The sequence below is a fragment of the Aeromonas sp. PI_26 genome (genome assembly GCF_027854445.1).
Classification (GTDB): domain Bacteria; phylum Pseudomonadota; class Gammaproteobacteria; order Enterobacterales; family Aeromonadaceae; genus Aeromonas; species Aeromonas veronii.
On the sequence record NZ_JAJNOE010000001.1, the window covers coordinates 291,851 to 317,501 of the forward strand.

General features: G+C 55.9%; 24 protein-coding genes and 1 riboswitch. Of the genes, 18 read left to right on the forward strand and 6 right to left on the reverse strand.

The features are described 5' to 3' along the window. Positions 1-101 precede the first annotated feature (101 nt). On the forward strand, positions 102-1,739 hold the full coding sequence (locus tag LRL22_RS01270; RefSeq protein ID WP_270904526.1) for a peptide ABC transporter substrate-binding protein: 1,638 nt from the start codon (positions 102-104) through the stop codon (positions 1,737-1,739). Between the two features lie 10 nt (positions 1,740-1,749). Next, positions 1,750-2,292, forward strand: coding sequence for a phosphodiesterase (yfcE, locus tag LRL22_RS01275; RefSeq protein WP_236325430.1), 543 nt, complete (start codon positions 1,750-1,752; stop codon positions 2,290-2,292). Between the two features lie 36 nt (positions 2,293-2,328). On the opposite strand, the gene LRL22_RS01280 is transcribed toward yfcE, so the two are convergent. The 3 genes from LRL22_RS01280 to flgA all read right to left on the reverse strand — a co-directional run bounded on the left by LRL22_RS01280 (position 2,329) and on the right by flgA (position 3,837). Beyond that, positions 2,329-2,745, reverse strand: coding sequence for a flagella synthesis protein FlgN (locus LRL22_RS01280; RefSeq protein WP_162895324.1), 417 nt, complete (start codon positions 2,743-2,745; stop codon positions 2,329-2,331). Then, positions 2,742-3,062: a flagellar biosynthesis anti-sigma factor FlgM gene (gene flgM / locus LRL22_RS01285; RefSeq protein ID WP_270904527.1), complete on the reverse strand. Its 321-nt coding sequence runs from the start codon at positions 3,060-3,062 to the stop codon at positions 2,742-2,744. Before flgM ends, LRL22_RS01280 begins: the two co-directional genes overlap by 4 nt. A gap of 91 nt (positions 3,063-3,153) precedes the next feature. Then, on the reverse strand, positions 3,154-3,837 hold the full coding sequence (gene flgA, locus LRL22_RS01290) for a flagellar basal body P-ring formation chaperone FlgA (RefSeq protein WP_005334175.1): 684 nt from the start codon (positions 3,835-3,837) through the stop codon (positions 3,154-3,156). Between the two features lie 144 nt (positions 3,838-3,981). Between flgA and LRL22_RS01295 the strand changes: the two genes are divergently transcribed. The 14 genes from LRL22_RS01295 (at position 3,982) to mgtE (ending at position 18,627) form a co-directional block, all read left to right on the forward strand. Beyond that, a complete protein-coding gene (locus tag LRL22_RS01295; RefSeq protein ID WP_005334174.1) occupies positions 3,982-4,893 on the forward strand; it encodes a chemotaxis protein CheV in 912 nt (303 codons plus the stop codon). Positions 4,894-4,910: 17 nt separating this feature from the next. Beyond that, on the forward strand, positions 4,911-5,735 hold the full coding sequence (locus LRL22_RS01300; protein ID WP_005350656.1) for a CheR family methyltransferase: 825 nt from the start codon (positions 4,911-4,913) through the stop codon (positions 5,733-5,735). 296 nt (positions 5,736-6,031) lie between these two features. Then, entirely contained in the window at positions 6,032-6,430 is a 399-nt protein-coding gene (gene flgB / locus LRL22_RS01305; protein WP_005334169.1) for a flagellar basal body rod protein FlgB, read from the forward strand. Next, positions 6,430-6,849, forward strand: coding sequence for a flagellar basal body rod protein FlgC (gene flgC / locus LRL22_RS01310; RefSeq protein ID WP_270904528.1), 420 nt, complete (start codon positions 6,430-6,432; stop codon positions 6,847-6,849). The genes flgB and flgC overlap by 1 nt, the downstream gene beginning before the upstream one ends. 15 nt (positions 6,850-6,864) lie before the next feature. Next, complete coding sequence (locus LRL22_RS01315; protein WP_019446133.1) at positions 6,865-7,605, forward strand: flagellar hook assembly protein FlgD; 741 nt, start codon at positions 6,865-6,867, stop codon at positions 7,603-7,605. A 10-nt stretch (positions 7,606-7,615) separates the two neighbouring features. After that, a complete protein-coding gene (gene flgE / locus LRL22_RS01320) occupies positions 7,616-8,983 on the forward strand; it encodes a flagellar hook protein FlgE (RefSeq protein ID WP_019446134.1) in 1,368 nt (455 codons plus the stop codon). 145 nt (positions 8,984-9,128) lie between these two features. Continuing rightward, the gene (flgF, locus tag LRL22_RS01325) at positions 9,129-9,875 is read left to right on the forward strand and encodes a flagellar basal-body rod protein FlgF (protein ID WP_005334159.1); all 747 of its coding nucleotides are present in this window, start codon (positions 9,129-9,131) and stop codon (positions 9,873-9,875) included. A gap of 15 nt (positions 9,876-9,890) precedes the next feature. Further along, entirely contained in the window at positions 9,891-10,679 is a 789-nt protein-coding gene (flgG, locus tag LRL22_RS01330) for a flagellar basal-body rod protein FlgG (protein ID WP_005334158.1), read from the forward strand. A gap of 14 nt (positions 10,680-10,693) precedes the next feature. After that, positions 10,694-11,365, forward strand: a complete 672-nt coding sequence (gene flgH / locus LRL22_RS01335) for a flagellar basal body L-ring protein FlgH (protein ID WP_005350662.1) — start codon at positions 10,694-10,696, stop codon at positions 11,363-11,365. Positions 11,366-11,373: 8 nt separating this feature from the next. Then, positions 11,374-12,471: a flagellar basal body P-ring protein FlgI gene (locus LRL22_RS01340; protein ID WP_158113252.1), complete on the forward strand. Its 1,098-nt coding sequence runs from the start codon at positions 11,374-11,376 to the stop codon at positions 12,469-12,471. Between the two features lie 43 nt (positions 12,472-12,514). Next, positions 12,515-13,588, forward strand: coding sequence for a flagellar assembly peptidoglycan hydrolase FlgJ (gene flgJ / locus LRL22_RS01345; RefSeq protein WP_270904529.1), 1,074 nt, complete (start codon positions 12,515-12,517; stop codon positions 13,586-13,588). A 3-nt stretch (positions 13,589-13,591) separates the two neighbouring features. After that, positions 13,592-15,595 carry a flagellar hook-associated protein FlgK gene (gene flgK, locus LRL22_RS01350; RefSeq protein WP_270904530.1) on the forward strand — a complete coding sequence of 668 codons (2,004 nt, stop codon included), beginning with the start codon at positions 13,592-13,594 and terminating at the stop codon, positions 15,593-15,595. A gap of 4 nt (positions 15,596-15,599) precedes the next feature. Then, positions 15,600-16,808 (forward strand): flagellar hook-associated protein FlgL, encoded by a 1,209-nt coding sequence (gene flgL / locus LRL22_RS01355; protein ID WP_076492068.1) that lies wholly within the window; start codon positions 15,600-15,602, stop codon positions 16,806-16,808. A gap of 183 nt (positions 16,809-16,991) precedes the next feature. Next, a riboswitch (M-box (ykoK) riboswitch) is annotated at positions 16,992-17,161 on the forward strand. 122 nt (positions 17,162-17,283) lie between these two features. Then, the gene (gene mgtE / locus LRL22_RS01360; RefSeq protein ID WP_005359519.1) at positions 17,284-18,627 is read left to right on the forward strand and encodes a magnesium transporter; all 1,344 of its coding nucleotides are present in this window, start codon (positions 17,284-17,286) and stop codon (positions 18,625-18,627) included. 60 nt (positions 18,628-18,687) lie between these two features. On the opposite strand, the gene ppx is transcribed toward mgtE, so the two are convergent. The 3 genes from ppx to LRL22_RS01375 form a co-directional block, all read right to left on the reverse strand. Further along, complete coding sequence (gene ppx, locus LRL22_RS01365; protein ID WP_270904531.1) at positions 18,688-20,178, reverse strand: exopolyphosphatase; 1,491 nt, start codon at positions 20,176-20,178, stop codon at positions 18,688-18,690. Then, entirely contained in the window at positions 20,168-22,237 is a 2,070-nt protein-coding gene (gene ppk1 / locus LRL22_RS01370; protein ID WP_270904532.1) for a polyphosphate kinase 1, read from the reverse strand. The genes ppx and ppk1 overlap by 11 nt, the downstream gene beginning before the upstream one ends. Positions 22,238-22,311: 74 nt before the next feature. Further along, positions 22,312-22,827 carry a glycine cleavage system protein R gene (locus tag LRL22_RS01375; RefSeq protein ID WP_005350673.1) on the reverse strand — a complete coding sequence of 172 codons (516 nt, stop codon included), beginning with the start codon at positions 22,825-22,827 and terminating at the stop codon, positions 22,312-22,314. Between the two features lie 199 nt (positions 22,828-23,026). Here LRL22_RS01375 and LRL22_RS01380 point away from each other — a divergent pair, with 199 nt between their 5' ends. Both LRL22_RS01380 and LRL22_RS01385 read left to right on the forward strand, forming a co-directional pair. After that, the gene (locus LRL22_RS01380) at positions 23,027-23,905 is read left to right on the forward strand and encodes a DUF2726 domain-containing protein (RefSeq protein ID WP_270904533.1); all 879 of its coding nucleotides are present in this window, start codon (positions 23,027-23,029) and stop codon (positions 23,903-23,905) included. A gap of 268 nt (positions 23,906-24,173) precedes the next feature. Then, a complete protein-coding gene (locus tag LRL22_RS01385; protein WP_216954401.1) occupies positions 24,174-25,595 on the forward strand; it encodes a sigma-54 dependent transcriptional regulator in 1,422 nt (473 codons plus the stop codon). Positions 25,596-25,651 lie beyond the last annotated feature (56 nt).

Sequence of the window (25,651 nt, forward strand, 5' to 3'; positions counted from 1 at the left end):
CAATACGGGGCGTTTTCGGGGATAACAAGAGCGGTATCAGGCATTCATCAGGCGCGCCGTCGGCCTTCCCCTCCTGCAGTGGTGTTATTCGAGGTTTTGTCATGAGGTATGGTTTCTTCCCCAAGCTGGCGCAACGCTGGCTCTCCCCGCTATTGCTTGCCGTGCTGGCTGGGCCCCTGGCCCATGCCACCACCGTAGAGCAGCAGCCTTTGCTTGCCGATCGGCAAACCCTGGTAAAGGGCAACGGTGCCGAGCCGGAGTCGCTGGATCCGGCGCTGGTGCGCTCCGGTTTTCCGGGGGAGGCCGTGCTGGTCGATCTGTTTGAAGGGCTGGTCAGCGAAGATGGGCAGGGGCATATCGTCCCCGCTCAGGCCCAGCGCTGGGAGGTGAGTGAAGATGGGCTGGAGTGGCGATTTTTCCTACGCCCTCAACTGAAGTGGTCTAATGGCGAGCCGCTGGTGGCCGCTGATTTTGTCTATGCCTGGCGCCGTCTGCTCGATCCGGCCATCAACTCTCCTTCTGCCGGATTGCTGCTGGCCACGGGGATCAACAATGCGCAATCCATCTATGCCGGTGCGCTGGAGCTCGGCAATCTGGGCATTGAAGCGCAAAGCGATCAGATTTTGAAAATCACCCTGGAGCGGCCGGCTCCTTATTTCCTGCAGCTCATCAGTCAACGCCCCTTTGTGCCGGTCAATCAGAAGGCGATAGCTAAATTTGGCAAGCAGTGGACCGAGCCCGGCAAGCTGGTGAGCAATGGTGCTTATCGGTTGGCAAGCTGGACGCCTAATGAGCGGATAGAAGCCGAGCGCAATATCCACTACTGGGATGACCTTCACACCCGTATCGGACGGGTCACCTACCTGCCGATCACCTCGCAACATGCCGAACGGCTTCGTTATGAGGCTGGTGAAATCCAGCTTACCAACAAGGTCTCCCTCGGCTATTACCAGAAGATGAAGCGCGAATCTCCGGAGCGGCTCTGGGGCTTGCCGCTGTTTGGCAGCTATCTCTATGCGTTCAATCTGAAGCGCCCCGAACTGCAGGATGTGCGGGTGCGTCAGGCGCTCTCCATGGCGGTTGATCGACAGTTGCTCATTGGATCGGTGAGCGGGCAGGATGAACAGGCCGCATGGTCGCTGTTGCCGGAGATGCCGGGTTACCCCCGGGTGATATTGCCTGTGGCGCTTGAAGATATGCCAACCCGCCAGGCCAAAGCGGCAGCGTTGTTGTCAGCGGCCGGGTATAACAGTGCCAATCCACTCAAGCTGAGCATTACCTACAACAGCGCAGAAACCCACAAGCAGATGGCGATGGCCATTGCCGCCATGTGGCAGAAGCTGGGGGTACAGGTCACCCTCAACAGTCTGGAGTGGGGTGCCTATCAGGTGGCCAAGGATAGCGGTGATTTCCAGGTGGCCAGAAGCTTCCTGTTTGGCGATTACGTGGAGCCGTCTGCCATGCTGGGCAGCTTCCGTTGTCAGGATCTGCGCAACGAGAGCGGCTACTGCAATCCCGACTTTGATCTGCTGCTGGAGCAGGCGGCCAATACGCTGGACAGTGCGAGCCGGGTTGAACTCTACCGGCATGCCGAACAGTTGCTGCTTGAGGAGGCGCCGATCCTCCCCGTGTATCATTACAATCAGATGAGACTGGTCGATCCCACCCTGCGGGGACTGCCCAGCCAGAATTTGAAAGGGACGATTGCCACCAAGGATCTCTATTTCAGCCCGCAGTGAGGAGCATTTCATGAAACTTGCCATCATTTCCGACATCCACGGCAGCATCATTGCGCTGGAGCGGGTGCTGACCCAACTTGAGCCCTGGCAGCCGGATCACTATCTGCTGCTCGGCGATCTGCTCAACCATGGCCCGCGCAATCCTCTGCCGGAAGGGTATAACCCGGCTGCGGTGGCCGATCGGCTCAACGAGCTGGCGCCACAGATCATCGCTGTGCGGGGCAATTGCGATTCCGAAGTGGATCAGATGCTGTTGCGCTTTCCCATCACAGCCCCCTACAACCAGTTGCTGATCGATGAGCGGCGCTGGTTTGTCAGCCATGGCCATCTTTATCGCCCGGACGAGGTACAGCTGCCTGTGGGCAGTCTGTTCCTGAGCGGTCACACCCATGTGCCGGTGCTGGAATGGCAGGGGGAGCGGGTATTGATGAACCCGGGGTCGATCTGTTTCCCGCGCGGCGAGTTGCCTGCCAGTTACGGGAGCTATGAGGACGGGGTACTGTGCGTTAATGCGTGTGAGGACGGGCGAGAGTTGTTGCGACTGGTGCTTTAAAACGGAGAGCAAAAATGCAAGGCCTGATAAGAGATGTCAGGCCTTGATACCGTAGGAGCGGGTGCCAGAGCGAGTGTTGCCCTTGGCGTCATAGGTGAGGCTGTTGCGATCGCGCAGCTGACTCAGAAAGGTTGCCAGACGACGGTTTGATACGATGCTCAATTCAAGCAAGCGACCGTTGATATCATTTTGTGCCTGGCAGGCATCCAGTTTTGCACGAAGCTGTGCCATCTCGTCGGGATAGGCTGCCAGCTGCAGTGCCAGTTCCGGCATCTCTGCCAGAGCCTTGTCCAGGGTTTCTATCGCAGCAAGCAACTGCTGTTTGCGCTCGGTCAGTGCGGGCAGGGCCAGTGCCTGATGCTGTTCGAGCAAGCTGAACTCCTCTTCCAGAATGCCTTGCATCTGGCTGAGGTAATCATCTTGGGTGTGCAGTAACGAAGGTAAATCCATCATCCCAGAACTTTGTCCAGATTGGCCTCGAAACTGAACATCTTCTTGGCCACAGTGTCGCTGTTAACCTGATATTCGCCACTCGCGACGGCTTTTTTCAGCCGTTCGACCTTGCTCTCATTGCCGGTCGAGGCGGTATTGAGGTTTTGTTGCATCTTTTGCAATTGTTGCGCCTCACTGGTCAAGGAGACGGAGTCCAGCTTGACAGTAGCCGCTTTGTTTTCGGGCGATGAGGTGACTGACTTGCTGCCTGTCCCCTGGCTATTAGCGGTATTTTGCAACCGATTATTCGCCAAGTTGTTGATATTGTTGATGGCCATTTTAGTTACCTTCGTCTGCTTTAAGGTTTGCTTACCTGTTTATCGGTGCGGCAGATCAAAACTTTAGAAAAAAGTTGTCAAGGATCCGGATTTAAAAAGTGACCGATACGGCACCTACTGCACTGACTTTACCCTCAACGGTTTTGCCGGAGCGAATATTGACGAGTTTGATGATCTCTCCGAAGCTGCCATCTTGCAAGGCTCGGGCCATGGTTTTGATCTGGAAGTTGCTATTTTCTGCCGTCAGGGTGACCTGATCCCCTTTGCACACGACACAAACCTGGCTCAAACGGATGGGTTGCCCAGGTTTTAGCTCCCGCTTGCTGCGTACTCCGACAAGAGGTGCCGTGTCTGTCAGGTAGTCGCCGCGGATGAGGGTCTGATCCTGGTAGGCCAACACCAGCTGGCTTTCACTCAGCAGGTCCCCCTTGGCGATGGGGTTGGTCACAGTGACATAGGGTTTTTGAATGCTGACCCGCACCGGGAGATAGACGTCCCAGGGCCTCTCTTCCTCACATTTAAGGTAAACTGTTGTATTACGGCGAATTTCCATTTTTGCTGGTAAGCTGATAGTGAGCAGATCTTCGCAGCGGGTCAGTGGGAGCCGTTCATCCAGCGTGGCAGAGGTGACCTCGGCTCTGGCATCCAACGGAATATCCAGCTGGCTGTAAACGAACTCTTGTGCCTTTTCTTGCAGATAAGTAGTGACGTCCGAGGCGTAGCTGGAAGATATGCTGCCAAAAAAGAGGCTGATGAGTAAAAGTCGGTTAATCATTTTCGCTCGTTGGTCGATAAGTTGTTCACGCATATCACCATATTTAACTATGATTGCTTCAGAATCTGTTCGTTGTCACATCGATAGTCTGACGCAATCCATCACGCATGCATGATTAATGCCAAGCGTTTTTAGGGAGTGTTTATGGCCAGTATCCTGGACTCGGTCAACCAACGTACCCAGCTAGTGGGGCAAAACCGGCTGGAGTTGTTGTTGTTTCGTCTCAATGGACGTCAAAGATTTGGCATCAACGTATTCAAAGTGCGTGAAGTGTTGCAGTGTCCCCCCTTGACCGTGATGCCCAAACTGAACTCCTGCATCCGCGGGGTCGCACATATTCGTGGCCAGACTATCTCGGTCATCGACCTCAGCATGGCGGTTGGCAAACGCCCGATTGATGATCTGAGCAAATGCTTCATTATCATCTCCGAGTACAACCGCTCTATTCAGGGTTTTCTGGTGCATTCGGTCGAGCGCATCATCAATATGAACTGGGAATCCATCCTGCCTCCGCCTAAAGGTGCGGGTCGCATCAACTACATGACTGCCGTGACTGAAGTCGACGGCGAGTTGGTCGAAATTCTTGATGTTGAGCGGATATTGAACGAAATTTCGCCGGTTGCAACGGATGTTAGTGAGGAGTTGGTTCAGGCCAGTGTCGACCACCCGACTCTGGGGCGTCCTGTTCTTGTTGCGGATGACTCCTCAGTAGCACGCAAACAGGTACAACGTGCGCTTGAGGCCATCGGCGTCGAGTGCGTGTTGGCAAAAGATGGTCGCGAAGCATTGAACATGCTGCTGGAAATGACCAAAAATGGTCCTATCAAGGATCAGGTTGCGCTGGTTATTTCGGATATCGAAATGCCGGAAATGGATGGTTATACCTTCACTGCCGAGATCCGGAATAATCCCAATCTCAAGGATTTGCATGTTATTCTGCATACCTCGCTCAGTGGAGTATTCAACCAGGCAATGGTGCAGAAAGTTGGTGCGAACAATTTTATCGCCAAGTTCCAGCCTGATGAATTGGCCAAGGCCGTACAAAACGCACTCTAATAAAGAAGAACAGCTGCATGAAGACACTTTCGGACGACTTATACAAACAGTTCAGCAACTTTCTGGCGGTACAGAGCGGAATTGTGCTGGGGGATAACAAACAGTATCTGGTGAAGAGCCGTCTTTCACCTTTGATGGCTCAGTTTGGCATCGAGAGTCTGTCTGATCTGGTTACCCGTGCAATGAGTGTGCGAGAGCGTGACCTGAAAATGGCCGTGGTGGATGCCATGACGACCAACGAGACCCTCTGGTTTCGTGATACCTATCCGTTTCAGCTTCTTACCGACAAGATTTTCCCCGAGTTGGGGAAAAGTGGCCGCCCCATCAAGATCTGGTCGGCTGCATCCTCGTCAGGTCAGGAACCCTATTCCATTGCCATGACGGCACTGGAACAGCAGATGAAAAAGCCGGGTACCTTGCCTGGTGGCGTGCAGATTGTCGGGACGGATATTTCGACGACCATGCTCAATCAGTGTAAGGAAGGCGTTTACGATAGCCTTGCTCTGGCGCGCGGTTTGTCACCGGAGCGCAAGAAGATGTTTTTTGAGCCTTACGGTGACAACAAGATGCGGGTTGCCGAGCGAGTCAGAAAATTGACCACCTTCCGGCCACTCAACTTGCTGGAGAGTTATAGTCTGCTCGGCAAGTTTGACATTATCTTTTGCCGTAACGTGCTCATCTATTTTGCGCCGGAAGTGAAGTCGAAGATCCTCAACCAGTTTGCTGCCAGTCTCAACCCCGGTGGATATCTGATGCTGGGAGCGTCGGAGTCACTGGCTGGGTTGACCGATCGGTTTGAGATGATCCGCTGCAATCCGGGGATTGTCTACAAGGTCAAATAGGCCTGATCGCCTTGATATTCGGGGTTTTACCGGATATAGCCAGTTCATACAAAGAGGGAAGCAGCGAGCTTCCCTCTTTCTTTATCTACAGCTCAGTCTTTCTATTTACCTACCATATCTCGCCACTGCAAAAGTGGTTGAAGCCTTAAGGTGGCCAAATGATGCCGTGTGACTCAATGCGTGAGATGCTCCTGCCGTTTTCGGTCTGAAATGTGCTCATACCCAAACCATCGAACTGAGAGATTTGCTTATGGCACACCTCTTGCAAACAAAATATACCAAGCAGGAGGTGTGCTATGGCTCTTTCATTTGACAAGGCATTCGGTGTGCATCAACACACCATAAGCGTTCGCGCCAAGCGTGCTGAGGTGCTTTCCAGCAATATTGCCAACGCAGATACCCCAGGCTTCAAAGCCAGGGATATCAATTTTGCTCAGGCATTGCAGGAGGCTCAGTCGCATCAGGGTTTTGGTTTGGCAACGACCAGCGAAAAGCACTTTGCCTTGAATATGGACGCTCCGGGTACTGTGCAATATCGAAACCCGTTGCAGCCGGATACCGGTGACGGCAATACAGTCGATGTGCAGCAGGAGCGCAGCGAATTTCTGCGTAATAGCCTCGAGTATCAAACCTCCCTTGAATTTATGAATAGCAAGATCAGTGGCCTGCTCAAGGCCCTGAAAGGAGAGCAGTGATGAGTTTGTTCAAGGTCTTTGACATAGCAGGCTCGGCTATGAGTGCACAGTCAGTGCGCCTCAACACGGTTGCCAGCAACATGGCCAACGCGGACAGCGTCAGCTCCAGTGTGGAAAATACTTACCACGCCAGACGGCCAGTCTTTGCCGCCCAGCTAGATCAGGCGATGTCTGACAAGCAGGGCTCGGTCGGGGTTGAGGTGAAAGGGATTGTCGAGAGCAAGGCGCCACTGCTCAAGGAGCACAACCCCAACCACCCGATGGCGGACAAAGACGGTTTTATCTTCAAGCCAAACGTCAACATGGTTGAAGAGATGGCCGACATGATCAACGCCTCGCGCAGCTACCAGACCAACGTACAGGTTGCTGATTCGGCCAAGAAAATGCTGCAGCAGACGCTCCAGCTTGGCAAATCCTGATAGGAGGGATGCAGCATGGTCGATACAACCAACAGTGCTAACGGTATAAGCCGTACCACGACCCAGACGACAGGCACCACCACGACGCCCAAGAAAGAGCTGGATCAGGCTTCCTTTCTAAAGCTGCTGACCATGCAGCTGTCGTATCAGGATCCTTTCAAGCCTGTTGATAACGCCCAGATGCTCTCCCAGATGGCATCCATGTCGACATCTGAGGGGATCAGCAGTTTGTCCACTCAGATGGGTAAGCTTAATGACCAGATGATCTCCAGTCAGGCACTGCAAGCCTCCGCATTGGTGGGACAAAATGTGCTGTTGCAGAGCAATACCGGCTATCTGGATAAGGAGGGCTCTCTCCCCGGTGTTGTGGCTGTGGGAACGACGAATAAATATTCGAGCGTCAAGGTCACCATCGAAGATGAAAAAGGCCAGGTTATCAAGGAATTCTCTCTCGAAGGGGAGCAGCGAGGCAACGTTGAAGTTGCCTGGGATGGCACAGACAAAGATGGAAAGCGGGTCAAGTCAGGTAAATATGTGATTAAGGCAAGCGGTACTCTGGATGGCAAATCCGAAAGTATTGCTGCTTATGCTTACGGCAAGGTGGATAGTGTGGCGCTGGGCAATGCGAGCAATCCGACAATGCTTAACGTGAAAGGCTTGGGTAGCACGCTGTTGAGTAGCATCTTGCAAATTTCAGGAACTAATTCAAACCAGACGGTTACACCGTCAAAAACCACGTCGACAGCATCGATCTAAGGAGCTGGATATGTCATTTAACAATGCCTTGAGCGGTGTCAACGCGGCACAAAAAGACTTGAACGTCACCGCCAACAACATTGCCAACGTTAACACCATGGGCTTTAAAGAGTCCCGTGCCGAGTTTGCGGATGTCTACGCCAACTCCATCTTTGTCAATGCCAAGACCCAGGTCGGTAACGGTGTAGCGACAGGTGCAGTTGCTCAGCAGTTCCACCAGGGGGCGCTGCAATTTACCAATAACGCACTGGATCTGGCTATTCAGGGTAACGGCTTCTTTGTGACCTCTGACGGTCTGACCAACCTGGATCGCACCTACACCCGTGCCGGTGCCTTCAAGCTCAATGAAAACAGCTACATGGTCAATAATCAGGGGCATTACCTGCAAGGTTATGAAATCAACGCCGATGGCACGCCTAAGGCGGTAAGTATCAATGCGACCAAGCCGATTCAGATACCTGACAAGGCCGGTGAACCAATCAAGACAACCAAGATTGACGCCAGTTTCAACCTGCCATCGACAGCGGCGCCCCTGCCCGCAGGTAATGCGGTGGGTGATGCCTCTACTTTTGACCCCAAAGATTCGAAAACATATTCCTCTTCAACTTCTGTGGTGATTTATGACTCACTGGGTGAGCCGCATACCATCACGCAATATTTTGTCAAAGAGGCTGACCCGGCAGATCTGACCAAACCCGCCAATCCTACTGCTTGGCGTATGTACCTCTACCAAGGTGATAAGCCTATTGATATTGTCGGTGGTGTCACACCCACTATGGCGACTGGTTTGAGTCAGGCGCCTGCTGGCGCAAGAGTTACCTTCGGGGCTGATGGCAAGATGATTACCCCGACTACACCGGCGACCATCAAGACAGAGCAATTGGGAGCCGCGCCCCCGACAGGCGCTGGCATTATCACCAATGGTGCAGATCCCACTCAGCAGGTGGATATCAACTTCGGAACGGTGACCCAGTATGCTTCACCGTTTGAAGTCAACAAGTTGACTCAGGATGGTTCCACTGTCGGACGGTTGACCAAGGTGGAGATCACTCCTGACGGCATCGTGTCCGCGACTTACAGTAACGCAACCACCATCAAGGTGGCCATGGTGGCAATGGCCAAGTTTGCCAACTCGCAAGGATTGACTCAAGTTGGCGATACCTCCTGGCGTCAGTCTCTGCTCTCTGGCGATGCCTTGCCGGGGACGCCAAACTCAGGGACATTTGGCACCATCAAATCATCCTCCCTGGAGCAGTCCAACGTGGATTTGACCTCCGAGCTTGTGGACCTGATCACTGCTCAACGTAACTTCCAGGCCAACTCCCGTTCTCTGGAGGTCAACAGCTCGCTACAGCAGACCATCCTGCAGATCCGTTAATCGCGCAATAAACGATAATGAGAGGGGGCTTGGCCCCCTCTCTGTTTCTGTCGCATTCCCATCCTCCTTACCCCCCCCATATTTCTGCTGTTGGCACTCTAATTGCATTTCTCCTGTCAGAGTCATCTGTTTGACGGAGAATTCCATGGATCACCTGCTTTATATCGCCATGTCCGGGGCCAAAGAGACCATGAACAGCCTGGCTGTTCGCGGCAACAACCTCGCCAATGCCAATACCACCGGCTTCAAGTCCGATTTTGAGCAGGCGAGAAGCATGCAGGCGTTCGGAGAGGGCTTGCCAAGCCGGGTCTTTGCCATGGCTGAGCGCCCGGGGCAGAACTTGCAGCATGGCATGCTGATGACCACCGGACGGGATCTGGACGTGGCTGTGGATGGTCCGGGCTGGATTGCCGTGCAGGATCCCAAGGGCGGTGAGGCCTATACCCGCATGGGGAATTTGCAGGTCAATGCGACCGGCAACTTGCAGACCTCGACCGGACTGAATGTGGTGGATGACGGTGGTCAGCCAATCGTGTTGCCTATGCCGATGGAAAAACTCGAGATCAATCGGGATGGCACCATCAGCGGTCGTCCTGAGGGGGCTGCCGCCAACTTGCCGGAAGATTTTCAGCGGATCAAGCTGGTCAACCCGGCCGCCGATGCGGTGGAGAAGGGCCAAGATGGTCTGTTTCGCCGCAAAGATGGTCAGAATGAACCCGCCTCTGCCAACGTTGGCCTGATTGCCGGCTCCCTTGAGGGGAGCAACGTCAATGTGGTGGATGAGATGACCAACCTGATCCGGCTGCAACGTCAGTTCGAAACCCAGGTCAAAATCATGAAGACGGCCGAAGAGAATGATGAAGCTCAAACCCAACTGCTGCGAATCAGCTAATCAAGGAGTTACACTATGAATCCTGCACTCTGGATCAGCAAGACCGGGTTGGATGCACAGCAGACCAATATTTCGGTCACCTCGAACAACCTGGCGAACGCCAGCACCGTGGGCTTCAAAAAGTCACGGGCCATCTTTGAAGATCTGCTGTATCAAAACATCAACCAGCCAGGTGGCCGCTCTTCTGCCGATACCGAGCTCCCCTCCGGCTTGATGCTGGGGGCGGGTGCCAAGGTGGTGGCGACCCAGAAAAACCACAGCCAGGGCAATGTGCAAACCACCGACAACTCGCTCGATTTGATGATCAGTGGTCGTGGCTACTTTGAAATTCAGCTGCCGGATGGCAGTGCTGCCTATACCCGCAACGGTCAGTTCACCCTCAACGATGAAGGGACCATAGTGACCCCGGGTAATGGTTACCCGCTGCAACCGGAAATCCAGATCCCGGAAAACGCCCAGAGCGTTACGGTGGGTGAAGATGGCCAGGTCTCGGTGCAGCTCAAGGGGGATGGCGCTTCTCAGGTGGTCGGTCAGATCAATATCTCCGACTTCGTCAACGCAAGCGGCTTGCAGCCGATGGGGGAGAACATGTTCGTCGAGACCCAGTCCAGCGGTGCTGCCGCGCAGGGGACTGCCGGTGCCGATGGCTTGGGGGTGATCAAGCAGGGGATGCTGGAGACTTCCAACGTCAACGTGACCGAAGAGCTGGTGAACCTCATTCAGGCTCAGCGGGTCTACGAGATGAACTCCAAGGTGCTCTCCGCCGTGGACGGCATGATGTCCTTCCTGATCCAGCGTACCTAATTAGGAGGTGCATGATGAAAGCCGTATGGATGCTGGGATTGCTGGTGCTGGGAGGGTGTAGCAGCACTCCCAATACGCCCAAGCCTGATGATCCCGAGTTTTCCCCCGTCTACGGGGAGTCGGAGCCGGTGTCGGTGCGACCGACAGGGGCGATTTTCCAGCCGGATCAGGTCAATGGCATCTATTCGGATATCAAGGCACACAAGGTAGGCGACATCATTACCATCGAGTTGTCGGAGTCGACCTCCGCCTCGAAAAAGGCCAATACTCAGAGTGGCAAGAATAACAAGTTCAATCTGGACCCGGTCAAGTTGGGTGGCGTGCCCGTGACCGCCAGCCCCTATGATCTCTCAGCCTCCATTGCTCAAGACAGCGCGTTCAAGGGCCAGGCCAAGGCGGATCAGAGCAACAGCCTGCAGGGCAATATTTCGGTCAGCGTGGCCAAGGTGCTGCCCAACGGCAATCTGGTGGTGCGTGGTGAGAAGTGGATCATGCTCAACAATGGCAATGAATATATCCGGATCACCGGCCTTATTCGCCCGGAGGATGTGACATCTGATAACAGCGTTTCGTCCCAGAAAGTGGCCAATGCCCGCATTTACTACGGTGGTACCGGCGATCTGGCCAATAGCCAGGAGCAAGGGTGGCTTACCAGCTTTTTCAATGGTCCCTGGTGGCCGCTCTAGGAGATGTTATGAAGTCACTCCGTCTTGTCACTCTGCTTTGCTGTCTGCTGCCCTTGGGTGTAGCCAATGCGGCCCGGATCAAGGACATCAGCTCGGTTGAAGGGGTGCGTAACAACCAGCTGATTGGTTACGGTCTGGTGGTGGGGTTGCCCGGCACTGGCGAGAAGAACAACGCCTTCACCGAGCAGACCTTCCGTACCATGCTCAACAATTTTGGCATCAAGGTGCCGGATAACATCAAGCCCAAGATCAAGGATGTGGCGCCGGTGGCGATCCATGCCGACCTGCCCCCCTTCTCCAAGCCGGGCCAGACCATCGACGTGACGGTCTCTGCCATCGGCGAGGCCAAGAGCCTGCGGGGCGGCACTCTGCTGCAAAGCTTCCTGAAAGGGCTCGATGGGCGGGTTTATGCGGTCGCCCAGGGCAGTCTGGTGGTCGGTGGTCTGGGGGCCGAGGGGGCTGATGGTTCCAAGGTAGTGATCAATACCCCGACTGTCGGGCGGATTGCCAACGGTGCGACCGTGGAGCGGGAGGTGCCCAACTCCTTCAGTCAGGGTGACACTATCACCTTCAACCTTAACCGCCCCGACTTTACTACGGCGCGCCGTCTGGCCGATGTGGTCAACGATCTGGTGGGGCCCAATACCGCTCAGGCGCTCGATGCCACTTCGGTCAAGGTCTATGCCCCGCGGGATCCGGGTCAACGCGTCTCCTATCTCGCCACCATCGAGAATCTGGAGGTGGAACCGGCCAACGAGGCGGCCAAGATCATCGTTAACTCCCGCACCGGAACCATAGTGATCGGCAGTCAGGTCAAGCTCAAACCGGCGGCTATCAGCCACGGCGGGTTGACGGTGACCATCGCCGAAAACCAGCAGGTCTCCCAGCCCAACCCGTTGGCGGGAGGAGAGACGACGGTGACCAACAACTCGACCATCAATGTCCAGCAGGAGCCGGGGCGGATGTTCAAGTTTGATACCGGTGCGACCCTGGACGATCTGGTCCGAGCGGTCAATCAGGTCGGGGTCGCCCCCGGTGATTTGATGGCCATCCTTGAGGCGCTGCAGCAGGCAGGCGCCATCGAGGGGCAACTGGTCATATTGTAACAAGCGGCAAGTGGTTGCCACGGGTGGCAATGAGGTAAGCAAAATGGCGGAGTTTGACAGCAACAGCGGCATGAATCTCGGGATGGTACAGGACATCAAGAACCTGGATCGTCTGCGCCAGATGAGCCAAAGCAAAGAGGGACAGGCCGAAGCGCTCAAGAGTGCGTCGCGCCAGTTCGAGTCAATCTTTACCCAGATGCTGTTTCAGAGCATGCGTCAGGCCAACGGGGTGTTGACTCAGGACAACCCGATGAACAGCAGCTATACCCAGTTCTATGAAGGGATGCTGGATGAGCAGCGGGTTGCCGACATGACCAGCAAGGGCGGGCTGGGATTGGCTGACATGGTGGCCAAGCAGCTCTCTCCCGAGACCTTTACCCATCAGGATGGACGGGTGCTCAAGATGCCGCAGCGCACCGAACGGACCTACAAACCCTATCAGCCACCCACGGCCGCTGCAGATGATTTGATCTCGGCATCAAAAGTTGGCAAAGATTTTGCTGAAAAAGAGATGACCGAGGGGGCAAAGGAGAGTCACGCACTCACTATGCCCCGTCGACCGCACCGCAGCATTCCGCCCATGGGACGCATGACCAGCGAAGAGGGCAGTGCCACCGGTAGTGGGAGCAAGGAGTTCGATACGCCGGAAGAGTTCGTCAATCGCCTGATGCCGCTGGCCAAGAAAGCGGCCGACAAGCTGGGGTTAAGCCCGGCGGTACTGGTCGCTCAGGCGGCGCTGGAGAGCGGTTGGGGCAAGCGGGTGATCAAGGATGGAGAGGGGCAGGTGACCCATAACCTGTTTGGCATCAAGGCCGATCCGCGCTGGGAAGGGCCAAAGGCGGTGGTCAGCACGCTCGAGTATGAGCAAGGCGTCGCCTCCCGCCAGAAAGCGGCATTTCGCTCTTATGAGTCGTTTGAAGAGAGCTTCAACGACTATGTGGACTTCCTCACTTCCGGCTCTCGCTACAAGGGAGCCCTTGCGAAGGTGGATAGTCCTGATCGCTACTTCGAGGCGCTGCAACAGGCGGGGTATGCCACCGACCCGCACTACGCCAGAAAATTGAAACAGGTATTGCGCAGTGATGCCATTGCCCAATATAACGAGATGGAGCTGTAACGTATGGCAAGCGACCTGCTTGGGATTGGTTCATCGGGCGTGCTGGCACAGCAACGCTTGCTGCAGACCACCAGTAACAACATAGTGAACGTCAATAGCCAGGGCTATGTGCGTGAGCGTACGCTGGTGTATACCAATACCATCGGTCTGGGGACCGGTGACATCAAGACCGAGCGGGTGATCAACGACTATATGCAGGGGGAGGTGCGCCGTGATACCTCTGCCTATCATGCCTCCCTGACCCATTATGAACAGCTGGCTGGCGTTGACAGCTTGCTTGGGGATACCAGCAACAGCGTGGGGGCGACCATTACCTCCTACTTCAAGTCATTTCACTCAGCCAATGAATCGCCTGCCGAGATCGGTGGGCGCAAGGTGGTGATGACGGAGTTGAGTGGCATGGTCAACCGTTTTCATACCCTCTCGGCGCAGCTCGACAAGCAGAGCGATACCCTCAACACCCGCATTGAAGATGAAACCAAGCAGGTCAACAGCCTGCTCACCAGCATCAATGATCTTAATCAGGCCATCATCCGCACCCAGGGGTCACCCGAAGAGAACCTGATGCTGTTTGATCAGCGGGATGAGGCGATCCGTCAGCTGTCGGAAAAGATGGATATTCGCACCGTAGCCCAACCCAACGGCAGCATGCTGGTCAATATGAGCACCGGCCATTCGCTGATCCTCGATGGGGGCGTCGCCCAGTTCAAGGTGATTGCAGGAGATCCTGACTCCCGGGATCAGGAGCTGCAACTGACTCTGGGGGATAATCAGGCAACCATCGACCACGATACGTTTGGTGGCGCCATGGGGGGGCTGTTCAAGGCGCGTACCGACCTTGAGCCTACCAAGCGCGAACTGGGGCAGCTGGCCGTGGCGATGGCGGATGCGATGAACCAGCAGAACCGCCTCGGGATGGATCTGGATAACGAGATTGGCGGCGATATTTTCACCCTGCCTACCAGCAAGGGCTTACCCTACGGCAATAACACCGGGACGGTCGGGGCGAATGTCAGCTTTGTGCCGGGCAAGGGGACATCAGTGACCCCGTTTGATTACGAAGTGCGCTTTAGCAGCGCCACCGGTTATGAGGTGTTCTCGCTGGACAAGTCTGGTAATCGTACCTCTGTGAGCACGGGGACCATGCCGCCAGCGACCTTTGAGCTGCCCGGACACGGGATCTCGATCGATCTCACCGGCACGCCGGCTGCGGGTGACAAACTGTTGCTGCAACCCACCAAAAGTGCGGCCGCCGGTCTGGGTCAGCTGATCACCCGACCGGAAGATTTGGCCCTGGCCTCTCCGCTTAAAGCGGAAAAGACCACCAATAATGGCGGCGGGGCGGATATCAAACTGGGTGGCGTATTCAATACAGGTGCGGGGTCAGGTTTTGGTACCAATAGTCTGAGCCCGACAGCGCCTCAGGTGGTCAAAATCGATGGCAGTGGTAACTATCAGGTGTTTCAAGCCGATGGCACTACCTTGATTGGCACGGCCCCCGCGAGCAGCAAGGGGCAAAACCTGATGTCTGCGATCGTCAACCCTTTCCCCGCCGGAGCCACAGTCTATGCCAACCCGAAACAGGCCCCCGGCTACGAGTTCAGCATCACCGGCACGGTGGATGCCGGTGACAGCTTCAAGCTCAGTTACAACAGCAATGGCTTTGCCGATAACAGCAATGGCCTGGTTCTGGCCGAGCTGCAAAACAAGGATCTGGTGCGCAAGAGCACCAATGGCGGGACGACCAACGACAAGATGACCTTCAATCAGGCCTATTCCGGGTTGGTGATGGAAGTGGGTAACAATACCAGTCAGGCAAAAACGCTGCTCAAGGCCAATGAGTCCAAGCTTATCCAGAGCACCGGCATCTTTGAAAGCGTGTCAGGGGTCAATCTGGAGGAGGAGGCGGCCAATCTGATCCGCTTCCAGCAATCCTATGCGGCATCGGCGCAAATCGTCAGCACGGCCAAAACCATTTTCGATACACTGCTCTCTTCCGTGAGGTAACGTCATGCGCATCACCACCAACATGATCTACGACCGGAATTTATATTCCCTCAACAGTGCCAACGAGCGGTTGAATACTGCCTATCAACAACTGCAAACCGGCAATAAATTTCAGACAGCTGGAGAAGATCCCGCAGGGATGAGTCAGAAGATGGCACTGACCAAGGAGATTGACCTGTTCAAGCAGTACAGTGTCAATGGCAGCTTGCTGGAAAACAGCCTGGGGCATGAAGAGACAGTATTGGATTCTCTTAATACGGCGATGCTCAGTGCCCAGACCCTGATCCAGAAGTCAAATAATGGCGCTATCAGCATGGATGATCGCAAGGCCATCGCCAGCGAGCTTGAAGGGTTGCAGCAGCAGATGTTCGACCTGATGAATAGCAAAAACTCATCGGGTGAATTTATATTTGGTGGCAATCAGAGCAAGACCCAGCCATATATAAAAGACGTCAACGGAAAATATATTTATCAGGGTGATCCAGGTCAGCGAAATATTCAGGTCTCACCCACAGTACAAATCGCTGCCAATGATTCCGGGCAGGATCTGTTTGAAATCGTGGCGACCAGAAGAACCGCCAGTGCAACCACCGCAAATATCAAGGTCGGGATAGGCGATCAGGGTAACTTTGATAATTTCTATAAGTCCAATTATAACTCGGCACTGCCCAGCAACACTTATACCGTATCAACCACCATAGGTCCGCCTGATACCTATGATATCAAGGATGCCGGTGGCAATACGTTGCAAACGGGTAACTACACTGCTGGCACCAAGATCCCCTTTAATGGTCTGGAGTTGACCCTTGATTTGCCTGCAGGTGGTGCGGCTCAGCAGTTTGATCTTAATCCACCGAAGAATGACAACATATTGAATGGTATGTCGGACTTTATTACGGCTCTGCGAGATCCGGCTATTTCTGCCGAGACCTTCGAGCAGAAAATAGCCGATGCTACCGTTCATATGAAGAATGCCCGCCTGAATATTGATCATGGGTTGGGTGAGTTGGGCGGCCGGATGAACAGTCTGGAGCAGGCTATGGGCTCCAATGAGGGATTGAGTACCCTCAACGCCGAGGCGAGAGCCAAGGTGTCGGAAGCGGATCTCTATGAAGTGATTTCCGCGCTGTCAAAAGAGGATGCGGCATTGAGTGCCTCACAACTCTCTTTCAGCAAAATAAGCCGTCTGACGCTATTTGACTATATTCGCTAATTAAAGAAGGGCCCCTTTGGGGCCTTTTCTTTTGTCCAGACTATGAAAATTGGTTCCGTGTCATCTCCTGCCAATTGTAACAAGCTGTTGCCGTTGCCAATTTAATGGTGGTTGCGGGGTTGACCTCCCTGCGGGATTGGATAATCATGCCGCCCGCACAACAGAGGGTTGTGCGAATTATTTGCAGCATCTCGTTAGGCGAGGCTCCTGTATAAACACAGGCCACTGATCTCACGACGTCCAGAGACGCCCAAGATCAGGACAGTTTTCATCGGATTAAGGTGTAAACCCAAGTGGCTTCCGGCATGCCGGATACGTTATACAGTGCTAAAGCTGGTACGTGGGGATGATGACACGCCGAACGGCGTCATTTCCTGCCTATTACTCGTCAATCAAATTGCTGTTTTCTTGTCGTTGCATCCGGTTATTTCCGGAGGCATTCAGGCTCGCCTGAAATCACATGAGGATATCTGTGATGAAGAAAACACATACCATTCTTAACCGTCACCAACTGCTCGATCTGGCCGCCCTGCAGGGTTGGCTGGAACATAATCTGGATCCGGTTCAGCGCGCCGATCAACTGCTGACCCTGCGTCCGGAAGAGCTCAACTGCATCTTTGATACCCTGCCAATTCCGCAAGGGGCCGAACTGCTTGGTTCACTCTCGGCCGAGAGTGCCGGGCGCCTGTTGCAGCGGCTCCATGGCAGCATCGTCAGCGTGTTGCAGGAGGCTATTCCCCGCCGTGAGATGGTCGCCATCCTGCGCAAACTGGGTCGTCAGGATCGCACCATGTTGCTGGCTCGCTTCCCGACCCAGGCGCAGGCCATGTATTACTCCCTGCTGGATTGGCCCACCGAGTCGGTGGGGGCCAACATGCGCCACGAATATCTGGCGGTGCGGGAGGAGGACACGGTCGGTCACGCTAAACAGCTGATCCACGATGCTTGGGATAATGCCCAGCTGTTTCGCCATATCTATGTGGTCAACGGGGATGGTCGTCTGCAAGGGAGCCTCTCCCTCAAGACCTTGCTGATCGCTGACCCGCTGGCCAACGTCGCGACCCTGATGGATCGGGAGACTGTGCGGATCAACGCCCGTGCGGATCAGGAGTTGGCTGCGCGCCTGCTGATCGACCGCGACCTGTCGGTATTGCCGGTCGAGGATCAGGGGCGACTGGTCGGTATTTTCCACGTCGATGATGCGGCGGATATTCTGGAGCTCGAATCTACCGAGGATGCCGAGATGCAAGGGGGCTCATCACCGCTCGATACCCCTTACTTGCAGGCGACGCCCTGGCAGCTGTGGCGCAAACGGGTGGGCTGGCTGCTCATCCTGTTTGTGGCGGAAGCTTACACTGGCACCGTGCTGCGGGCATTCGAGGAGCAGTTGGAAGCGGCCATTGCGCTGGCCTTCTTTATTCCGCTCCTGATCGGTACTGGCGGTAACAGCGGCACCCAGATCACCACCACCATAGTACGTGCCATGGCGGTCGGGGAGGTGAGTCTGCGCAATCTCGGCACCGTGCTGAAAAAGGAGCTCTCCACCGGTTTGCTCATCTCGGGTGCCATTGCCATGGCGGCCTGGGTACGGGCATGGAGTCTCGGCGTCGGTCCCCAGATTGGCATGGTGGTGACCTTTACCATCATCGCTATCGTGCTCTGGAGTGCTACGGTCGCGTCCATTATTCCCATGGTGCTGCGTCGTTTCCGCATCGATCCGGCGGTGGTCTCTGCGCCATTCATCGCGACACTGGTGGATGGCACCGGCCTTATCATCTACTTCGAGATGGCCAAGTGGTTGTTGCCCGAGTTGCAGTAATCGGGAGATTGAGATGCAAAAGGCAGCCAGTGGGCTGCCTTTTTTATTTATCTTTCCGGTTTAGCCGAGCTGGAACAACAGTGGCCAGCCCTGCTCCTGACAGTAGCGGTGTTCCTTCTCCAGATTCTGCATCAGGAGACGGTTCTCCTCGCACCAGTCGATCGGCAGGGTCACGACCAGCTGATCCCCTTGCACTGCGACTTTCCACTCAGGCAGCAGGTTGTCCTGACGCTTGTGGTGAGCGGCGACTGCGAGGCGCAGGATGCGGATGCAGCGCAGCACCGTCTGCATGTCGTGGTTGGGTAGGGGCGGCAGCTCGGAGAGCTTGAGCCCCTTGCGCTGAAAGCGTACCAGCGCAGCCAGCAGCGCCTGATCGTCCTGGTTGAAGCCAGGCAGGTCGGTGTGTTGCAGGATATAGGCTGAGTGGCGATGAATGCCGCTGTAGTTGATGGCAAGGCCGATTTCGTGCAGCCGCGCTGCCCAGCCGAGGATGGCGCGATAGGGCTCAATCTCCATCTGCCAGGGCTCTTGCAGGGCATCAAACAGGGTCAGTACGCTCTGCTCAACCCGGGCTGCTTGTTTGCGGTCCATCCGGTAGTGGGTGCCGAGCGCCTGCGCGGTACGCTCGCGAATATCGTGGTGCTGCAAGCGTTCCTCGAATTCATAAAGCAACCCTTCGCGCAGCGCACCATCGGAGTAGTCGAGCCGCTCTATGGGCAGCGAGGTAAACAGCCCGAGCAGGATGGCGACCGCAGCGGCAAACACCTCCTGACGCTCCTCGGTAAGCCCGACCAGTTTGAGGTTATCGACTCGCTTGCGTTCGATCATCAGGGCTTTGAGCTGTTCCAGCCCCTCCAGCGTAATGCTGCCGTCAGTCAGCCCCTCACCCTGCAGCACGTCGCGCACGGTGCGAATTGAACCTGAGCTGCCAAGACTGCTCTGCCAGCCCAGCTTGCGGTACTGATTGACGATGGGGGCGAGTTGGTGCTGCGCTTCCAGTACCGCATTGCTGAAGTGCTTGTCGCTCAGCTTGCCGCTGCCAAAGAAGCTCTGGGTAAAGCTGACGCAGCCCATCTTGCGACTGGTGAGGGCCTTGTGCTCAAACCCCTCACCTATGATGAGCTCAGTGCTGCCGCCACCAATGTCGATCACCAGTACCTGACCTTCAATATGCTGGGTATGGGCGACCCCCTGATAGATGAGGCGCGCCTCTTCCTGGCCGCTGATGATCTCGATGGGGTGGTTGAGTACCTTGGCTGCTTCGCTGACGAATTCACGGGCGTTACTGGCGCGGCGCAGGGTGTAGGTACCGGCAATACGAATTTGATCCGGTTTGATATTGGTGAGCCGTTCGGCAAAGAGTGACAGACAGGCGAGGCCGCGTTCCATCGCCTCCGGGCTCATGCGCTTCTGCTCGTCCATCCCCTCGGCCAGACGCACCCGCTCCTTGATGCGATCGACGATGCGAAAACGCCCTTCGCTCAGATGGGCGATCACCATGTGAAAACTGTTGGAGCCGAGATCCACGGCGGCGTAGAGGCTATTGTCCATTGTTTGACTCGATACGTTTGAGATAGTCGTAAATCGCGACCTGAGAGCGGATTTTTCGGCGATTGCCCCGCTTCACATATTCGTTTTTCTGGTCGGCATCGATCACCCGCGCCTTGCAGGTATCACTCAGTTGTAGCTCGAGAATATCCATGATGCGCTGCTTGAGCCGCTCGTCATAGATGGGCGTGCCCACCTCGATCCGGCCGTCAATATTGCGGCTCATCCAGTCAGCGCTGGAGATATAGAGCTGGGGGTTGCCCTTGTTGTGGAACACCATCACCCGCGGGTGCTCGAGGAAGCGGTCGATGATGCTGATCACCTTGATGTTGTCACTCAAACCCGGTACGCCCGGCCGCAGGGCGCACATGCCACGGATTAGCATCTGGATCGGCACGCCCGCCTGACCGGCGGCATAGAGCCGGTTGATGAGATCCCGGTCCACCAGATTGTTGATCTTGAGGATGATGCCGCTCGGCTGGCCCGCCTTGGCGTTGGATAGCTCGTTGTCGATGAGACGATAGAGCTGACGTCTGCTGTTGATGGGGGAGACCAGCAGGTGGTTGAATTTGTAGCGCCGATAGGGGTACTCGATATATTCAAACACCCCCTCTACTTCGGCGGTGATATCCGGATTGCGGGTCAGCAGCGAGAAGTCGGTGTAGATCTTGGCGGTCTTCTCGTTGAAGTTACCGGTACCGATGTGGGCATAGCGCACCGGCTCGCCATTTTCGTGGCGAGTGATGAGGCATAGCTTGGAATGGATCTTGAGGCTCGGTACCCCGAACACCACCTTGACCCCGGCATCGGTGAGGATGTTGGCCCAGTCGATGTTGGCCGCTTCGTCGAAGCGGGCACGCAGCTCAACCACCACGGTCACCTTCTTGCCGTTGTTGGCGGCATCGATGAGGGAGTGGATGATCCGCGACTTCTTGGCCACCCGATAAATGTTGATGCGAATGGCGCTCACCGCCGGATCGAACGCCGCCTGGCGCACCAACTCGGTGAAGTGGTGGAACTTGTGATACGGGTAGTAGAGCAGAATATCCTGCTTGGTGATGGCATCGAAGGCGTTGACGAAGCCGTCAAAATCGCGGCAATCGAGGGCCGGCAGTTTGGGGTTTTCGAGATAGTCACGGCCCACGTTGGGGAAGCCGATGAAATCCTTGAAGTTGTGGTAACGCCCACCCGGCATGATGGCGTCGTAGGAGCTGATCTGCAGCTTGAGTTTCAGGAAGCTTATCATGGCGGCGGGCATCTCCCGCTCGTAGACGAAACGCACCGGCATGGCGGTGAGGCGCTGCTTCAAGCCGTCACTCATCTTGTCCACCAGGCTCAAGTCCAGCTGGTCGGAGAGATCATATTCGGCATCCCGGGTCAGCTTCACCGCATAGGCGGCAATCTCGTCGTAGTCGAAGAAGCCCTTGAAGATCTCGTCGAGGCAGAAGCGGATGACGTTATCCAGAATGATGATCTGCTTCTTGCGGCGGGTCCCTTCCGGCGGCAGCTGGAAGAAGCGGGGCAGGTCGTCGGTCGGCACTTCCACCAGGGCGTACTGGATCACCTGACCGTTCTTCTTCATCTCGATGGCCAGATAGGTGTACTCATCCTTGAGGAATTTGACCGGATTGACCTCTTTGTTGAGCAGGATCGGGATGATGTGACGCAGCACCTTCTCCTTGAAGAAGACCCGCAGCCACTTCTGAATGGCATCGGAGAGCTGGTTCTCGTTGACCAGGAAGATGTTGTGGCGAGCCAGCGCAATCAACAGCTCCTTGTAGGTGTTGTCGAACGCCTCACCGAGCGCCATCACTTTTTGCTGGATGGCGCGCAGCAGCACTTTCGCTTCATCGTCGCCACCATGTACTTCATTGATGAGGATGCGACGCTTGACGTCCGATACCCGTACCTTGAAGAACTCATCCTGGTTGGAGGAGAAGATCCCCAGAAAACGAACCCGCTCGATGAGGGGCACCGTCTTGTCCATTGCCTCTTGCAACACCCGTTCATTGAATGAGAGCCAGCTCAGCTCTTTCTCTTCATACTGCTTGTCGGTGCTCATCTTGTGCCTCTGTTTCAGGTCGCGTCTGCGCGGCAGTTATGGCGTTAATATATGACAAATAAATGACAGTATTGTTACTGCTCGCTGAACGCTTCGTCGATGTCGACCACCAGATCGTCGGAGAGGGATTCCAGCGCGGTGATAAGCGTATCCATCGCGAGCCCGTCGGGCAGTGCAACCAGCGCATGGGCATAGAAGAGAGGGGCGCCGGAGTGGGGCGCCGGTTCACAGCCAGTGGTGAGATCGGCCACGTTGATCTCGAGCTGGCGCAGGATGCTGGCAACTTCGTGGACGATACCGGGGCGGTCGTTGCCGGTCACTGTCATCATGACTTGATGGGCTGGCTCGGTGGTCGGTGTCCCTTCGGCAAAGCTGATGGTCAGACCCGGTAGCAGGGCCAGTGCTTCGCACAGGCTGCGATAGTGCTCATCGGGGACAGAGACATGGAGGATACCGGCAAACTGGCCCGCCAGTTCGCTCATGGCGCTGCCCAGCCAGTTGCCCTGTTCGCGGCTGATGACAGCTGCCAGACTCTCGACGATCCCGGGTTTGTCTGCACCGATCACGGTGACCACCAATTGCTTTTGCATCCTGCTCTTCTCCTTGAAATGGGATTTCTTGCTCTATCCCTATTGTGCCTGCTGGAACTGGTCATATGAACCCCCGCCTGCTGACAAATAGATAAAAAGACGGGACTTTTCACTTTCTATACACGGGTCTGCTGCCTTGCTCCGTGGCGGCTGTGGTAAAGTAATTCCCCTTTCGTGTCGTGAACTGGATCGTGCTCTCATGAATACCCTTGTCCTATCGGGATTGTTGTTGCTGGCGCTGCTTGTGCTGGCGATCTTCTGGAGCAGAGGCAGACAGCAAAAGCGCCTGCCCTATGATGTGCAGGAGACCCTGTTCAGTCCCGCCGAGCGATCCTTCCTCGGGGTGCTGGATCTGGCGGTGGGTGACAAGGCCCGGGTCTTTGCCAAGGTGCGGGTGGCCGATGTGCTGACGCCGCAGGCCGGGATCGGCAAAAGCAAATGGCAGCAGTACTTCAACAAGATCAGCGCCAAGCATTTCGACTATCTGCTTTGCCACCCTTCTGATCTCTCCTTTATCTGTGCCATCGAACTCGATGACAGCTCCCACCGCCATCAGAAGCGCAAGGCGCGGGATCTCTTTCTGAAAACCGCCTGTGACAGTGCCGGTCTGCCGTTGCTGCAGATCCCGGCAAGTGCCAGCTATCTGGTGGAAGAGCTGCGCGAACAGATCTTGCCGCTGCTGCTCAAAACCAGCGAACCCTTGATTGACGATCTGCCGCACGGGGCGCGCCGCGAGCCGACGTTCAACCCTCTGCTGCTGGACGGCGTGGATGTCGGTGCCGGGATGCGTGGCCGCACTGCCCATGCCGAGGCTGTCTCGCCCTCGTCGCTCCACGAACCTGCCATCCGGGCCAAGGGGATGGTGGAGACACCACAGAGTGAGGGTGAGCTGGTCGATGGACTGTTCGCCGATGTAGAGGAGGACGAGGAGCTCGAGGTGCAGCATTGCCCCCGCTGCGATGCGCCGCTGGTGGAGCGGGAGGCGAAAAAAGGCCCCCACGCCGGTCGACTCTTCCTGGCCTGTAGTCGTTTTCCCGCGTGTCGTTATGCGGCGCCGCATCACCACCACAGCCACTGAGTTCATCTGACCGTATTGCATGCTGCCCTCTGACGAGGGCAGTTTTCTTTCCGCCATTGGCGGCGTTTGCTAGCGGCGCCAATGCAGAAAATTCCTCGGCAAAATTTATCTAATCTCCCGTTTCTATCGATACACTTAGCCTGAATACGACAATTTTTGACAATGTGTCGGTTTTTTGGCACTTTGTGTGCCTGCAAAAAGACAGTCAGTAGCTGTTTTATTACTAAATAAAACAATAAGTTAGTTCAGGATATCGCGAGGGATGGATATGGTGGAGATGGGCGTGTTGATTGTTGATGCCGATGCGCAGCGGCGCCAGCAGTTGGGAACCGTGCTCACGTTTATGGGGATCCTGTGGCAGGATGTCGCAGAAGGGGACCTGGATGTCGCCATCGAATCTTCTGGCCCACTGCAAGGGGTGCTGGTGGGTGAACTGGCAGGTCGCACCTTGCCCGAGTTACTTGCCGCTTTCCCTCGTACCCCCTTTATCTCGCTGGTTGAGGCGGAACTGCCCAACAGCAACTTTATCGGTGTTGCCCAGGCCCCCTTTACCTATGAGTCGCTGACTCGTCACCTGCACTTCTGTCAGGCTTTTGTCTCTCTCCATCCCCGTCAACAGACCCACGACAAGGGGCAGACGTTGCTGCGTTTGCTGGTGGGCAAAGGGAAGGGGATCCAGGAGGTTCGCCGCCTCATCAGCCAGGTGGCCGAGACCGATGCCAACGTGCTGATCCTTGGTGAATCGGGAACCGGCAAAGAAGTGGTGGCCCGTGCCATTCACGAACTCTCGGCCCGCAGTAGTGGCCCCTTTGTGCCTATCAACTGTGGTGCCATTCCTGCCGAGTTGCTTGAGAGCGAACTGTTCGGTCACGAGAAGGGAGCCTTTACCGGCGCCATCGCAGCTCGTCGCGGTCGTTTCGAGCTGGCGCAGGGGGGCACTCTGTTCCTCGACGAGATTGGCGACATGCCGATGCCGATGCAGGTCAAACTGCTGCGGGTATTGCAGGAGCGGCTGTTCGACAGGGTCGGTGGCGGCAAGCCCATTCAGGCCGATGTGCGCATCATTGCGGCGACCCATCGGGATCTGGAGGCATTGATCCGCAGTCAGGGTTTTCGTGAAGATCTCTACTACCGCCTCAACGTCTTCCCCATTGAGACCCCGCCACTGCGGGATCGCATCGATGACATTCCGCTGCTGCTGCAGGAGTTGCTCAACCGTCACGCGGAGCAGCACCACAGTGTGATCCGTCTGACCCAGCGGGCGCTGGAGTCGCTGATGCAGTACCCCTGGCCGGGCAATGTGCGCGAGCTTTCCAACCTGCTGGAGCGGCTGCTTATCCTCTACCCGCAACAGATCGTCGATGTGGCGGATCTGCCGAGTCGTTATCGTCTGTTGCCGAGCGAGCCGCGGGATGAGCGGCTGACCGAGATGGATGAGCGGGATGCGCTGGCGGCGGTGTTCCAGGAGCCGCCGGAGCTGGATCACCCCCTCGCCTCTGCCCGCACCATGCAACTGCCGGAGGAGGGGGTCAATCTCAAGGAGATGCTGGCCGACCTTGAAGTGGAGCTGATCCGCCAGGCGCTGGAGTCGCAGGACGGGGTGGTGGCCCGCGCCGCCGATCTGCTCGGCATGCGCCGTACCACCCTGGTAGAGAAGATGAAAAAGTACGGGATGAGCAAGGACGTTTAAGGGTCAAAGCCTTGACGTTAACATGCAATCTATTGTTTTAATTAACATATTTTAGT